12 protein-coding genes are annotated in these 14,974 nt (G+C 56.7%); 10 read left to right on the top strand and 2 right to left on the bottom strand.

Going from position 1 to position 14,974, the window contains the following annotated elements; translation table 11 throughout:
• Window positions 1-279: 279 nt before the first annotated feature.
• From QMG79_RS00190 to QMG79_RS00145, 10 genes are all read left to right on the top strand, one after another.
• The gene (locus QMG79_RS00190; RefSeq protein WP_502934677.1) at window positions 280-1,464 is read left to right on the top strand and encodes an ROK family transcriptional regulator; all 1,185 of its coding nucleotides are present in this window, start codon (window positions 280-282) and stop codon (window positions 1,462-1,464) included.
• Window positions 1,465-1,484: 20 nt separating this feature from the next.
• Window positions 1,485-2,879: an extracellular solute-binding protein gene (locus tag QMG79_RS00185; protein ID WP_349357237.1), complete on the top strand. Its 1,395-nt coding sequence runs from the start codon at window positions 1,485-1,487 to the stop codon at window positions 2,877-2,879.
• Between the two features lie 82 nt (window positions 2,880-2,961).
• Window positions 2,962-3,921 (top strand): carbohydrate ABC transporter permease, encoded by a 960-nt coding sequence (locus QMG79_RS00180; RefSeq protein ID WP_283536557.1) that lies wholly within the window; start codon window positions 2,962-2,964, stop codon window positions 3,919-3,921.
• Window positions 3,918-4,784 (top strand): carbohydrate ABC transporter permease, encoded by an 867-nt coding sequence (locus QMG79_RS00175; protein WP_283536556.1) that lies wholly within the window; start codon window positions 3,918-3,920, stop codon window positions 4,782-4,784. The genes QMG79_RS00180 and QMG79_RS00175 overlap by 4 nt, the downstream gene beginning before the upstream one ends.
• A complete protein-coding gene (locus tag QMG79_RS00170; RefSeq protein ID WP_283536555.1) occupies window positions 4,781-6,301 on the top strand; it encodes a glycoside hydrolase family 3 protein in 1,521 nt (506 codons plus the stop codon). Before QMG79_RS00175 ends, QMG79_RS00170 begins: the two co-directional genes overlap by 4 nt.
• Entirely contained in the window at window positions 6,298-7,248 is a 951-nt protein-coding gene (locus QMG79_RS00165; RefSeq protein ID WP_283536554.1) for an ROK family protein, read from the top strand. Before QMG79_RS00170 ends, QMG79_RS00165 begins: the two co-directional genes overlap by 4 nt.
• 383 nt (window positions 7,249-7,631) lie before the next feature.
• The gene (locus QMG79_RS00160) at window positions 7,632-8,258 is read left to right on the top strand and encodes a hypothetical protein (protein WP_283536553.1); all 627 of its coding nucleotides are present in this window, start codon (window positions 7,632-7,634) and stop codon (window positions 8,256-8,258) included.
• An 18-nt stretch (window positions 8,259-8,276) separates the two neighbouring features.
• A complete protein-coding gene (locus QMG79_RS00155) occupies window positions 8,277-10,802 on the top strand; it encodes a signal peptidase I (protein WP_349357236.1) in 2,526 nt (841 codons plus the stop codon).
• A gap of 892 nt (window positions 10,803-11,694) precedes the next feature.
• Window positions 11,695-12,717, top strand: a complete 1,023-nt coding sequence (locus QMG79_RS00150) for a glycosyltransferase (RefSeq protein WP_283537311.1) — start codon at window positions 11,695-11,697, stop codon at window positions 12,715-12,717.
• A 299-nt stretch (window positions 12,718-13,016) separates the two neighbouring features.
• Window positions 13,017-13,787, top strand: coding sequence for a hypothetical protein (locus QMG79_RS00145; RefSeq protein ID WP_283536552.1), 771 nt, complete (start codon window positions 13,017-13,019; stop codon window positions 13,785-13,787).
• Here the strand turns inward: QMG79_RS00145 and QMG79_RS00140 are convergent.
• Complete coding sequence (locus tag QMG79_RS00140) at window positions 13,784-14,644, bottom strand: glycosyltransferase family 2 protein (protein WP_283536551.1); 861 nt, start codon at window positions 14,642-14,644, stop codon at window positions 13,784-13,786. The two genes, QMG79_RS00145 and QMG79_RS00140, sit on opposite strands and share 4 nt — an antisense overlap.
• A 125-nt stretch (window positions 14,645-14,769) precedes the next feature.
• Window positions 14,770-14,961 carry a hypothetical protein gene (locus QMG79_RS00135; RefSeq protein ID WP_283536550.1) on the bottom strand — a complete coding sequence of 64 codons (192 nt, stop codon included), beginning with the start codon at window positions 14,959-14,961 and terminating at the stop codon, window positions 14,770-14,772.
• Window positions 14,962-14,974: the final 13 nt, after the last annotated feature.

Below are 14,974 nucleotides of genomic sequence, written 5' to 3'. Positions count from 1 at the left end.
GCCGCAGGACTGTCAACTCCCGTTCTTCGAAGGAGACGTGTACGTATCTCCGCGCCTGCATTCGTGGCCGACTTTTGCCGTCGTCGACAGCGTCCCCTCCTTCAAGTACCGCAACTACGACACGGGGAAGAGCTACTACTGGCCAGTGCTGCATACCAAACCGAGAGAAGCCCTCAGGCCGGGTCTAAGTCTTCAACACAAACGGTGCCCGACAAACTCTCAACAGCTCGGTTCGGTTTCCTATTGCGAAAAGTTTGTTTGTACACCATACTTTCAAACATGTTAGTTAGATCACGCGATTCGCAGTCCCCCACAACGGTGCCTCACCCATTACCGTCCAAGCTCTCGCGCCCTGGGTTTCAGCCTGAATCGAAAGCCTTGCCGGGCCATGCCCGGAGTCACAATCTGGCGTTGGTTCTCCAAACCCTCTACCGAGCAGGGGAACTCAGCCGAGCCGATCTTGCCAGGGAGCTCGGTTTTACTCGAATGACCGCTTCTGAACTGGTCGCAGAACTGATTGCCAACGGCTACGTCGTCGAGCGTGGGCACCGCGAAGGATCCCGCCCCGGAAAGCCGGCGATGCTCGTCGATATTAACCGTGATGGGCTGCAGATCGTGAGTCTCGATTTGGCGGAGCATACGATCTTCCGGGGTGCGGTTATGGATCTGGATGGCAACATATTGAACCGATGCGAGGTCAAGCATGTGGCCGGACCTGGTCAGGGTGCGGTGGAGGAGGTACTGAGCCTACTCCAGCAAACCCTTGTGCTGGCCACCGCCCCCGTTATTGGCATCGGCGTAGGTTCTCCGGGAATTGTCGACGCTAACGGGGTCGTTCAGTCGGCACCTAATTTGGGTTGGTCTGATTTTGATTTGCGAAAGATTCTCTCCGAAGCATCCGCTCTGCCTGTCACGGTGGCTAACGACGCAAACGCTGCGGTTTTGGCTGAGACCACATTCTCGAATCCGAGTACTGATCTCATGCTGATCAAGGTTGGCCACGGTGTGGGCTCAGGTCTGGTGGTAGGTGGTCGTGCCCTGCTTGGTAGCCGTTTCGCGGCTGGTGAAATCGGCCATGTAACCGTGGGCACTGATGGTGGAGCCCGCTGTGTATGTGGCAAGTGCGGATGCCTCGAAACTTGGCTCTCGGTCCCCAATCTTGAAGCCGCGACCTCGGAGAAAGTCGATGCTTTGCGCGACATCGTGCTAATCGAGGCAGGCCAGAGGCTTGGTATCGCCCTTGCCCCGATAGTTGGGGCCCTGAACCTCTCAGAGGTTGTACTCAGCGGCCCACTTCATTTACTCGGCGGTCCGCTCCTCGACGCGGCCGCCAAAACACTCCGGAGACGAACACTGGCCGAATTTACCAGTGACGTGAACTTCCGGATGACCACCCAAGGCCAGGACATTGTCCTGCGAGGGGCCGCAGTGATGGTCCTCTCAGAACAACTTGGAGTTGCCTGAATCGGGACTGTAGCCGTTGCATGCCCACTATTTCGATGACGAAAGTGAAATTTCACATGAAGAAACAACATGGTCTCCTAGCCCTGGCTACGGCATCCGCACTGATGCTTTCAGCCTGCGGTTCCGGAGGCGCGGGGACGGAATCCAAGAATGCTCCGGCTGCTGGAAGCGGCCAGGAAATAACGTTGTGGTTAGCGGGCGGCGACACCAACGACGAGCTGCGCGCCTACCTGAAAAAGACGTTTCAAGAAACGACAGGTTCCACCTTGGTCATTGAGGAACAGTCCTGGGGTGACATTGTCACAAAACTCACGACTGCCCTCCCCGATTCCAACAACACCCCCGATGTCGTCGAGTTGGGAAATACGCAGTCCCCGACGTTCACAAATGTGGGCGCTTTCTCAGACATTTCGGACATGTATAAGGAACTCGGTGGTGCAGACCTCCTACAATCCTTCGTGGATGTGGGCACCGTAGAAGGCGCCAATTTCACACTCCCTTACTACTTTGGGTCGCGCTACATGTTCCAAAGGAAGGATGTGTGGAGCGAGGCAGGGGTCAAACAGCCAACGACACTCGAGGAGTTCAACGCGACCGTAGAAGAAATTGCGAACAAGAACCCCCGCGGAGTAGAGAACTTCTCCGGGTTTTTCCTCGGTGGACAGGACTGGCGCAATGGTATCTCTTGGGTGTTCGCCAACGGAGGAGACCTGGCCCGTAAGGACGGAGACCAGTGGGTCTCTACGCTCGGGGACTCAAAAACGCTCAAAGGCCTGGGGCAACTGCGAGATATTTACCAGAACGCGTCAAAGGCACCCGCGGATGCAAAGGATGCAACGCCATGGCTTTACATCAATGATAAGGACGAGATCCTGGATGAGGGGGGCAAATCCGCGGGATCAACATCCCTCGCCGCTGCGACGATAATGGCCCCAGGCTGGGCACATACTTCCATCGGGGACCTCGGTGTCGGGGAAGACGGCAAGCCCGTGAGGCAGTGGAACGATGAAACCTTCGGCGCCTTCGTCCTGCCAGGCAACGATGGGAAGCCCGCGCCTGTCTTCGCAGGCGGCTCAAATATCGGCATTTCTGCAGCCTCGCAAAACCAGGAACTGTCAAAGGAACTGCTCAAAATCATCTTCTCCGAGGACTACCAGAACATGCTCGGCAAATCCGGGCTTGGCCCGGGCAATCAAAAGTATGTCTCAAGCCTTGGAGACGACCAGTTCGCGAAGGCAGCAATCGGGGCTGCATCCAACTCAAAGCTGACCCCTGCGGCGCCTGGATGGGCGGCTGTGGAAGGTGCTTCCATTCTCGAAGAGTTCTTTGGCAAAATCGCCGCAACCGATGACCTGAAAACCTTAGCGGACGAGTATGACAAGAAGATCACTCCCATGCTGAACGTGAAGGGCTAACCCCTAAATAGCAGAACGCGGTGCCGGGATTGATGCCCGGCACCGCGAGTCTTTGCACAAGACCATGAAAGGAGTCGGGATCATGACGGCTGTTCAAACCCAGCCCGAAGCGACACCAGATTCGGCCCAAGGTACACGCTCTCCACACCGTGCACGTCGCAGGTTGTCCGCACCGTATATTTTATTGATTCCTTCGGTAGCGGTTCTGGTGGCCGCCATGGGATACCCGTTGATCTGGCAAGTAATTACCTCTCTTCAAGAGTTTGGCCTAGCTCAGCAGTTCGGACAGCCGCCAAAATTTGTTGGACTACAGAACTACACTCAGCTCTTGTTTGATAGCTACACCTGGGCCGTCGTGGCCCGATCCCTGACGTTCTGCCTTGTATGCGCCGGTGCCACAATGGCGATAGGTATCGCGCTGGCCCTACTGATGAAACGAGTTCACAAGCTCATCAGGAACATCTTGCAGACAGCTCTACTGTTGGCATGGGCAATGCCCTTAGTAGCGGCAATGACAGTCTGGATCTGGCTCTTCGATTGGAGGCGCAGCGTCGTGAACTGGGTGCTCACCGAAGCTGGGCTCAACTTCCAGGGATACAACTGGCTGGCAGCTCCCCTTACCTTCTATGTGGTGGCAGCCATCATCGTGACCTGGATGAGCGTGCCATTTGTCGCCTTCAGTGTTTACGCCGGCTTCAGCCAAGTGTCAGAGGAAGTGCTCGAAGCCGCGCAAATGGACGGAGCAACCGGGCTGCAGCGCCTACTCCATATTACGATTCCGATGATCCGGCCCGTGCTGGCCATTGTGCTGCTGCTGCAAGTTATCTGGGATCTTCGGGTCTTCGCGCAGATAAAGATGCTTCAAGATGTTGGCTCCGTTCCCAGCGAAACGAACCTTCTGGGTACCTATATCTACCAGTTAGGAACAGGTTCAGGTGATTTCGGCATGTCAAGTGCAGTGTCAATCTTTATGCTCGTACTCACCCTCGCTGTGAGTTGGCTTTACGTGCGCAGAATGATCCGAGAGGACGAGGCAACATGAGTACTTCCATGAGAATCACTCAGCGCAGGACACCCAAGATCTCATCCTTGATGTGGGGTGCTCTAGCCCTTTTCGTAGCTGCACTCTGGGCTTTCCCTGTGTATTGGATGCTGAACTCCGCGTTGCTACCAAACGTCACCCTGCAATCCAGCACACCCACTTTCATTCCCTTCGGCGGGTCTTTGGACAATTTCGTTGCAGTGACCGCTTCTGGAACTTTCTTCTCCGCTCTCGGTGTCAGTTTGACGGTGACGTCAATAACGGTCGTGTGCTGTCTCTCCTTCGCGTTTCTCGGCGCACTAGCCATCAGCCGATTCCGGTTCCGCGGACGAAAAGGGTTCATTTTAGCATTGTTACTTGTTCAGATGCTTCCAGCTGAGGGGTTGTTCATCGCCCAGTACCGAATGATGGCTAATGCGAACCTTCTTAACTCCGTCCTCGGGATTAGCATCCTTTACATCGCAGCCGTGGTGCCCTTCACCATCTGGATGCTCAGAGGCTTCGTCACCGGAATCCCCGTAGAACTCGAAGAAGCAGCAATGGTCGACGGTCTCACGAGAACTCAAGCCTTCCTGCGCATTACGTTTCCGTTGCTAGCTCCGGGGCTCGTTGCCTCCGGTGTCTACGCGTTCTTGCAAGCATGGAATGAATTCACTATCGCACTGGTCGTCATGACAAGTGACACCAGCAAGACAGTCCCCCTATGGCTTCGGGGATTCATGCAGTCAAGCGCCACCAGAGAAACCGACTGGGGACAGGTAATGGCCGCCTCAACTCTGGTCTCGGTACCTGTCATCATTTTCTTCTTGCTCGTCCAAGGCCGAATGAGCAGCGGTCTAGTAGGAGGAGCAGTTAAGGGATGATCACGAACAACACTGATGAGCACGAAAACTTACGGCGCATGGTTGTCGGCTGCCTACTTCCAGGGTTCGCTGGCATACGCGTGCCGGACTGGCTATCAAGGGAACTTAGTGGCGGTCTCGCTGGGGTTTGTCTTTTTGGCAGCAACATTGATTCTGCGCTCCAACTCCGGGAGCTCACCAACACGATCCGCGAATTGCACCCTAGCGCGATCATCACCTTGGATGAAGAAGGCGGGGACGTGACCCGCCTCTACTACAAGTTGGGCTCTCCCTACCCTGGAAACGCTGTCCTTGGACGACTAAACGACCCTTCCATAACCTTCGCCTCGGCTGCTGCGATTGGACACGAACTCCTTCGGACCGGATGCAACTTAAACTTGGCACCAGCGGTCGATATCAATTCGAACCCAAACAACCCGGTTATTGGGGTCCGTAGCTTCGGCGATGACCCATCTTTGGTAGCAAAGCACTCATCAGCTTGGATTCGCGGAATCCAATCCACCGGCACGGCGGCCTGCGCCAAGCACTTCCCAGGCCACGGCGATACCGCACAGGATTCACACCTAGCCCTACCGACAGTCGAGGCACCATTATCCGTACTTCTCGAGCGCGAACTTGACCCGTTCAAAGCGGCCATTGCTGCTCGAACAGCGACGATCATGACATCACACATCGTGGTTCCTGCCCTCGATCCGGACAACCCCGCCACGTTCTCGCGAATTATCTTGCAGGACCTCTTGCGGGATCACCTTGGTTTTGAAGGGGTGATCATCACCGATGCCCTAGATATGAAGGGCGCCAGCGGGGACATCGGAATACCGACAGCCGCGGTCCGTGCACTGGCGGCCGGAGCCGACTTGCTGTGCATCGGCTCCGAAACGACCGGGACCGACTTCAACCAGATCGTCGCCAAAATAGTCGAGTCAATAAATACCGGTGAGCTCAGCTTCATGCGCCTCGCAGACGCCCAAGAGCGGGTCGCCCGCATCTTTGATCACCTCCCAAAGCCTACTCATCCACCGGAAGATGCGCCCGACCCAAGCTGGATAACCCAAGCAATGAGCCCCAAAATAGACTATGACACCATCATCGCCACCTTCCGGCTCAACGACACCGCCCGACGATGGCTGGATCGCTGCTCTGAACCATTCGAGCTATACCAACTCGCCACCACGGCCAACATGGCGGTAGGGAACGTGCCCTGGGGGCCAGCATCACTTGAGGACAACTCAGCTACTCCAAGCCTTACAGGTACGACTCACGACGCTGCCGACAACTCCAACCTTCCGAGCACACGAGCCAGAATGGCCTTCGTCGGCAGAAACTTCCACTTAGATCCACAAGCTATACAGCGTATCCATGAGCTGCGCCGACAAGACCTCGACCTCATTGTCATCGAAATGGGATGGCCCGCGGATGACAGCGTCGCGGATGTTTGCACCTTCGGCGCTTCCCGTCTGCTAAGTTCAGCGCTCAGCAGACTACTTACAAATGGCTTACCCCAGAGAACAGCATGAAACTCGGCATCGACATAGGAGGAACAAAAACAGAGGTGGTCGCCGTCATCGACGGAGAAGTAATTCACCGGGCCACCGAACCCACAGGATACGGAGCAAAAGCCGTTGTGGAATCAGTCCTGCATGTAGCCGAACAGGTTCGCATCCTTTGTGACCAACCGTTCAGTGCCTTCGATTCGATTGGCGCCGGCATCCCTGGTCGTGTCGACCACAGGACGGGGGAAGTCTCACACGCAGTAAACCTAGGATTCGAAAGCCTACAGCTAGGATCAAAGCTGAGCGATCTTATGGGTGCCCCAGTGAACGTCGACAACGATGTTAACGCAGCTGCCCTAGGCGCATACCGGTGGCTGGACCCAACGAACGAAAACACCAATAGCCTTATGGCCTATCTGAATCTCGGAACAGGACTGGCAGCTGGACTGGTCAGCAACGGTGCCATCTGGCGTGGAAGCAACGGGGTGGCCGGGGAAATCGGCCATATTCCATTTCAATCGGGCGGTGCACTATGCCCCTGCGGGCAAAGAGGATGTCTTGAAACTGTCGCCTCAGGCTCAGCAATATCGCGTTCATGGCCAACGAGTAACCCGCTACCAGCGCTGGCTCTCTCCATCGCCGCTCAAAACGGTGAGCCGCGAGCAAATGACGTACTCAACGACCTCTACAAGGGGACAGCGGCAGCTGTACGAGTACTAGCACTAGCCGCTGGAGTCGGGACCGTTGTGATCGGCGGCGGGCTGACCGCACTCGGGCCCCAACTATTGACAGGCATAAAGCGGGCACTCGATCAAACATCCTCTGAATCAAATTTCATTGCTTCGCTGGATCTGTCAGGACATGTAAGCCTCCTTCCACGCACCTATCCCGCAGCAGCCGTAGGTGCCTCACTCATCGGTTCCCAAAGCAACCTGCATGCGAAAGGTAGAATACAGCCCGCATGGCCATAGCTGCCAATCAGACCTTCAGCAGTCCCACCAGGGACGCGGTCCATGACGGTTGGCATCTGCGCGCGCTGTAGGTTCTGCACGGAAATTTCACCGCGATAGGTGATGTTCGAATCGTTCACATTTTGATCCCGCGACTTCACACGGCGGATATTTGGTGCGGGTTAGGCAGGTGAGAAAATCTCTCGAGAATCGACGATACCCACAAAACGGCCCTGCAACCGTTATGGGTTGATACTTGTGTCACAAGCTCTCGCTTATAGCCGCGGGGTCCCGTACAGTGAGGGTGTCAGTGCTTGGGGGCGTCATCATCTTGGGGATGTTGTACGGGCAGACCGGGCAGGAAACGTTCCCTCCTATCCGTTCTAATGGCAAGGTCTCTGAACATGAACACTCCCTCTTCTCGTATCCGTAAAATCGGTATGTTCGCCGCCGCCCCAGTGGCTCTTCTGATCGCTGGAGGCATGGTTTGGCAAGGATCGCAGGCAGCATTCACGGCCTCTACCCGCAATGCCGGAAACTCCTGGAGTTCCGGAAGTGTGACGCTCACAGATGATGATCAGGGTTCCGCGGCTTTCACTGTGGAGAACATCGTCCCAGGTCAGACTGGCCAGAAATGTATTGTGGTGACCTCGCGGTCCAACATTCCTGGCGTCGTTCGCGCTTACACCCAAAACCTGGTCACATCCAAGGGTCTGGAAGCCAAAATCTTCTTCGATCTTGAACAGGGCACCGGGGGCTCGTTCAACGACTGCACGGGCTTCACACCGGTTGCCAACACGGTTCCTGAGCTCCCGCTGTCTACGTTGGCGACGGTCAATCGCGACTTCGCCAGCGGCGGTTCGGAGTGGGATACTTCCGGAAATCCTGGCGAAACGCAAAGTTACCGTGGAACGTGGCGTTTCGACACTACCGGTATGAGCCAGGATCAAGTCAACGCTTTGCAGGGCGCCCGGACGAGCATCGACCTCGTGTGGGAGCTCCAGTCAGCTAACGCTCCCACCCTCCCGTAACCTACCTTCTTTAGCGTAGTGAACCGGGAAGGGACCGGCTCCTCGCCGGGCCCTTCCCGGGTGGCAGAGCTGTTTTCCGCTGAGGGCTGGGTGCGTTTTGTTGCGTCTTTGGCCTCACGACTGTATTTGGGTGTCTTACTTAGCCTTGCCCTTTTCGCTGTGCTACCAGCTCTCTTCGGTTGGCACGGCACGGTCGTCCAAAGCGGTTCCATGGAGCCGCACATCTCCCCCGGTGACGTTGTCCTGGCTGCCACAATGGATCCATCGAACCCTGTGCCGGTGGGCGGTGTCGTGGAATACAGAAGCCCTGCCGAGGCCGAACCCAGCGGGGTGGCAAAGACTCGTCTGCACCGCATCGTGGCAGTGAACACCGACGGCACGTTCGTCACAGCCGGCGATGCCAACACCACCGTGGACAGCACACCCATCGCCAGGGACCAGATTAAGGGCCAGGCGCGCCTCCTTATCCCCGCTGTGGGCCTGCCTGGCCTCTGGCTAGGCAGCGGCAACTTCCCCGCTCTTGGCCTGTGGGCTTTGATTACTTTGACAGCAGTAGCTGCCGCGGTCCTGGGCACCACAAGCCGTGGCCGGCCCACAAAAGATGACCCGGACACAACCCCCGATGACGGTGGTGGCGGTACTGGTGGTGACCCGGGCGATGACAACGCCGGGTCAGGTTCAGAGGCATCACACCAGCAGCCCGACGCCACAGCGGTTGATACGGTCCCGTCGCTAGTGCAGAGGGCGAGTACCGCCCTAGGGATCGTCGCAGCGTTGGTTACCGTCACGGTTTTGGGCGCCAGCGTGTTTTCTTCCGCTGCGTTCACGGCCACCACAGCGAACGCCGCCAACACGTTCGGTACCGCAGCGGACTGGGTTCCCCCTTCGGCTAGCCTGCCGAGTCCGGGCCCGACAGTGAAAGGAACTGTAGTACTCACCGCGCAAGCCTCCGATGCTGGGAGCGGAATCCGCAACGCCCTCATCCAGTACGCCCCAGCAGCCACCGGCGCGTGGGTGAATCTATGCACCCCGGTTTCGGCGCCCTTCTCGTGTGCCTGGAATACCACGACGCTACCGGATGGCCCCTACCTCCTGCGCACTACGACCACAGACAACGCCGGGCTCACCACCACTACAGAGCCCGTCGGCACCACAGTGGCGAATACGTTCGCCGTGATCCTTACCGATCCTGGTGAGACGCTCAGAGGTACCCAAAACCTCACGACGACGCTCAGCAACCCCGGGGCAGCCCGTTACACGGTACGGGTGGAATACTCAGTGGCGGACGCCAACAACTGGAAACCCATCTGCCAAAACCTCACTGCCCCCTTTACCTGCGCCTGGAACACGACAGCCATTCCAGAGAACACCTATGATCTACGTTCCGTGGCGGTCTCTGGCGCCAACACCACGTACTCAGAGGTCATCACCGATGTGCAAGTCGATAACCAAGGGCCATCAGTTGCCCTGACAGACCCAGGGCCAACTCTGCGTGGCACCACCACTTTCCAGGCAACCGCCTCAGATACACTCTCTGGCGTGGAACAGGTACAAGTGCAGCACCTTCGCTCCGGCACCAGCACCTGGGTGAGTATGTGCACCGTGGAAGAAGAACCCTACACATGCCGTTTTGATACCACCACGCTCGCTTATGGAACCTACAGCTTCCGCGCCGTCGCCACCGACGCGGCGGGAAACAGTTCAACCTCGGCCGCTACCTCCTACCGGACGGTAGATAACACCGTGGCCTCGGTCTCAGTCGACGACCCGGGCGCGTTCCTCACGGGAACCATCACCCTCCGCGCGGCAGCAAACTCCACGGCCGGTATCACCAACGTCCGGATCCAAACGGCCCCCGCTGGTACCACCACGTGGACCACCCGCTGTACGGTCAATACCGCTCCCTTCGATTGCCCCTGGAACACCGCCTCAGTAGCGGACGGGCTCTACGATGTTCGCGCCATACTGCTCGATACCAAAGGTAAAGAAACGATTTCTGCCACAGTCGCCAACCGTCGGGTAGATAATAGCCCCCTTCGCGCCGCGGACATCCAAGCCGCCAACGGCTCTGGAGTTCTGGGGCGGATAGATGCTGGAGATACCCTGAACTTCAGCTACAGCCAGCCAGTCAACTTGGCATCAGTGACCCCAGGGTGGAACGGCGCCACCCTACCCGTCACAGTCCGCCTACGAGACGGAAACCTCTTAGGCCAAGGCAATAACGGCGACACAATCGATATCCAACGATCCGGCAGCGCGATAAACCTAGGGGCCGTCAATACCAAGGCCAATTTTGCCAGGACCTGGGCGACAGTCACCTTCAATGCCACCATGAGCGCCTCCACTGTCACGGTCAACGGGATTCCCCGCACCATCATCACCATCACCGTCGGTACCGCGACCAGTAATTCCAGCCGCTTACTCACATCCACGACATCGGCGAACATGGTCTGGACGCCGTCGGTGCTCGTCAAGAGCACTTCCGCCAGCCCCTCCTCGACAACACCAGTCACGGAAACGGGACCACTGGACCGGGACTTCTAGGAACAAACGCCACCCAAAGCGCAAAGTTGGCCTCATTAGTTCCATGGGCATAGCGCCGCGGTAAGCGTCTCCTATTATGTTGCGGTTACCCTTGCGCTTTACACACGTGAACCGTGCCAGGTTTTCGGCCATCAAGGACTACCCCCGGGTCGCCACCCGGCTCTAGGTCAGCTCCGGATCGCAGATAAACCTCTGAAAACTTACGGTCCAATAGAACACGGTAGGCGACCGGGTCTGCCTACGGTTTCGCAGACAATATTCCCGGAGTTACTGACGCTGACAACAGCGCATATGACAACCACCAGCCAACCGCAAGGTGGGTCTCAATCACGCGTTTTCTTTTGTGCCCCGAAACTGACGATTTCAATGTCTAGCGCACTGTGATCAGGTGCCAGTCGGTTCCGTGGCTTTCAATCCGGTGCGGGTTCTTCCTAGAAGTTTTGGGATTCGCTGGTGTGGTATTCCTTCTGGGGTAAAACAAGTGGACGCGAGTAGGTGGTCCTTCATCATCTGCCGTGAACTATAAAGAGGAAGGTGTGGTCCGCAGGGCGCGACAGTCCATTGGTATTTGGGTTGCATCCAAAAGTTGCCTGGGAAGGAGATAAGGTTACTTAGTAAAGTCGTGTTTTAACTACCGGATCGACTGCGGTGTGCTCTACCGCCCGTGAGCTAGGACGAGTTAACTTTGATTCACAACGCCATCGTTCGAGACGGAGAACAGACATCCGGCGCACAGAACCGCAAAGTTCCAACGAGCTCCCACCACGTGCCGAATTCCGTCCTTCTTATTGAGGCTGGAACGAATTCCGCTCCAGAGCCTGCCGCGGGCTCGCTTCGAATTGCGGTCCTAGCTCATTTACATCACCCGATTGCTTCTCCCTTTGCCGGTGGCATGGAGTCCCACACCGCTCACCTCATCACGGGTCTCCTTGGACGAGGCCATGAGGTGACCCTTTTTTCGAAGGAGGGCAGCGTTGTTGGCGCACCTGTGGTCCCGGTGTTGGAAGCAGGATTCCTTGTGCAGGGATATCCTGAGGATGAACGAACCAATCACCAGCATGACATTCTTGATCAGGCGATGGAGCTCGCCGTACGCACCGTCGGCGAAGGTTCCTTCGACGTCGTTATAAATAATTCTCTCAGCCCGATTCCGCATAGGTTTCAGCTGGAAGTGCCCACACTTCATATTTTCCACACTCCTCCGCTGCCCCGACTTATTGAAATCCTTCAACACAACGGGGGCAGGGTTTCCGATCACCTCAACCGCTACGTCACGGTTTCCCAGGCGAATGCTGTTCCGTGGCGTAGCTGTGTACCTGAGATCGGCGTCGTCCATAACGGAATTGATTTGCATCAATGGCATCACCTGTCTGAACCCCAGAAGGGTGTAGCTGCCTGGACCGGACGTATCGCGTCCGAAAAAGGAACGCATGTGGCGATACAGGCGGCCCGGGAGGCTTCGCTCAAGTTGCGCATAGCAGGGCCGATCCACGATCGGGAGTACTTCCGAACAATGATCGAGCCGCACCTTGATAAAGACATTACGTATTTAGGGCACCTCGATCAGCCCAACCTTCAGCACATGATCGCATCAGCTGAAGTATTTTTGTCCTCCCCGCTGTGGGAGGAACCGTTCGGTCTCACAACCTTGGAATCCATGGCTTGCGGAACGCCGGTAGCGGCGCTGCCATCTGGGGCGATGGAAGAGCTCATTGGCACAACGGGAGGGGTATTGGCGCGAAACCGTGACAGCAATGCCCTTGCGGTGGCGGCTTTGAGAGCACGGGACATGGACAGGGGTCAGGTCTTCGCGCGGGCGGAGCGGTTCACCCTGTTCGAAATGATCAAGGGCTATGAAAAGATCCTGTATTCAATGGTTTCGGACCCGCTGGGTCCGGATGCGGGCAAACAATGAATCCCTTCAGGGTCTCCTACTATGCACACCACGTCGGCTCGGGCCATTTACGCCACGCGCAACGAATCGCAGCCTGCAGGCTCTTCGATCTTCAGGTGACCAGCACTGGCCCCCGGAACGACGCGATTCTGAAAGAATCCTTGGAGTACGTGGCATTAAGTCCTGATGTTAGCGACGATGTTGAAACGGCTTTGCCCGCAGATGAGACCTTCTTGCACTTCGCTCCCACGAACAGTCTCATCCAGCAACGTTTTTTTCAGCTGAATCGGGCTTGGAGGAACTTCACTCCCGATGTTGTCATGGTTGATGTATCCGTTGAAGTTGCTCTCTTCGCCAGGCTCAGTGGCTATCCGGTGGCGTTTCGGCGAATGCCAGGCGACCGCGAAGACCGAGGCCACCAAATGGCATATTCACTGGCAGATGCTCTCTTTGCATACTTTCCCATCGAACTCGAAGATCCTTCTCACCTCAAAAAATACGGTCACAAGAGTCACTACCTAACAGCAGGAGAGCCAACAGGAAACACACCATTTGCTGAAGCCGAAAGGACGAAGGGATCGCTACGGCGCCGTGTAGTCGTACAGACGTCCTTGGCATCATCCATTCCCTTACGCCACCTGGCCCGTGCTGCCGTTGAATCACCAGAATGGGACTGGGACGTTGTTGGCTCTGTTTCCATGGATTCCACACCTTTGCCAAGGAACCTAATCCTCCATGGAGTACTGCCTGACCCGGCACCGATCATGGTCACCGCCAATGTCATCATCAGTTCCGCGGGGCACAACGCAGTCGTCGCGGCTGCAAACTCTCACCGGCCCGTCCTCCTTATCCCCGAAAATCGGCCCTTCAACGAACAACACGCATTTGCCAACGCCCTGCGCTCCAGTGCCAACGTAGACGTTATTGATACTTGGCACCCTCACCTCCCTTGGCCAGAGATTCTAAGCGATGTAGTCAAACGCGACCCCAAAACGTTGTCCAAAGCCCTCTTCGTTTCCCACCAAGACTTCCGCGCTAACCTACATGACCTCATCGCGACGTGTGTAGCGGTCCAGCCAGATAGTCCCTAGTACGCAGCAGTACTGAAGACTTCCGTGATCTCCGAAGACTTAGGAAGACGATGAACCACAAGGTTCGAGTTCGACGGAGCCCAGGAAATCAGCCCCCGCTCCGCGAAAGCTCGTAGCCAACCCTCCATAGGCCACACCCCCCAACGCTCCCTGAAACGACGTGCGTTGGAAAGAATCTCCGTGAAATGGTTCAGCGGGGGTGCGTACACGCCATGGTGTTGGTGGAACACCGACGCAAGCAGGAATCGCACCGGAATCCCAATTTCCCGCACACGGAAAGCGAAGTCCGTATCTTCGCCCCCATAACCGTTGTAGCCCTCATCAAAGCCTTCGACACTCTCAAATGCCGATGCGCGTATAGCGAAGCCAAGCGACCAAAACATTTCGTACTTCGACGTGATCGTCGTTCTTGGAAGATCCACTCGAGTGTGGTGCGCAACGGATTTTTCGAACAACTGCTCATCGACGACAACCTCAGAATGCCCCAGCTTTGCCCTCAGATACCTCGGCTCTGCCATAACCAGCACATCCTCGAATACCAAAGCCTCAATCAGCGCCTCAAACAATCGGGTTGAGGGAATTGAATCGACATCCAAAAACACGAAGTTTTCCGTGGTCGCCGCGGCTGCAGCCGCGTTGCGCGCACGGGCCAGGGGTAAGCCGGCCTGTCTTTCCAGAGATGAAACATGAACGATCCTCAACGGGACACTGCAAGCCATCCGCTCGGGGTTCGGCTCGTCCATATAGACAATTACTACTTCAGCGGGGAGGGCCGTTGATGAATCGATGCCCGCCAGTAGTCGTCGTAGATGTTCCGTGCGCCCATGGACGATGATGAGTACGGAAAATTCACTCACAACTCCAGCCTCCACATCGAGTATTCTTCAGCGCTGCCTCTGGAGCAGGACGCCGCTTTACCGGAACAGAACAAAGATGACTTCCTCCGTCGGTGACGCCACGGCAGACATGGATGAGATCAGCTCTAATCCACCAGCTCGGACTGCGTCTCGATAAAGTCCCACTCCTCACGGGTCAGTGACCCACTGGTGATTCCCCCACCAGAAGATTTCACAGCAGCAGCGACCTCATCCGGAAGGTCCTCCGTCCGCAGATTCTCTCGTAGCCACTGCTTCGCGGATACATCCATCTCAAGCCACCACATGCTGATGTTCATATCAGATCCTTCC

The organism is Pseudarthrobacter sp. PS3-L1, from assembly GCF_030063285.1.
Classification (GTDB): domain Bacteria; phylum Actinomycetota; class Actinomycetes; order Actinomycetales; family Micrococcaceae; genus Arthrobacter.
Note: the sequence above shows the minus strand (reverse complement) of the source record. Positions and strands in the feature narration are given on the sequence as shown.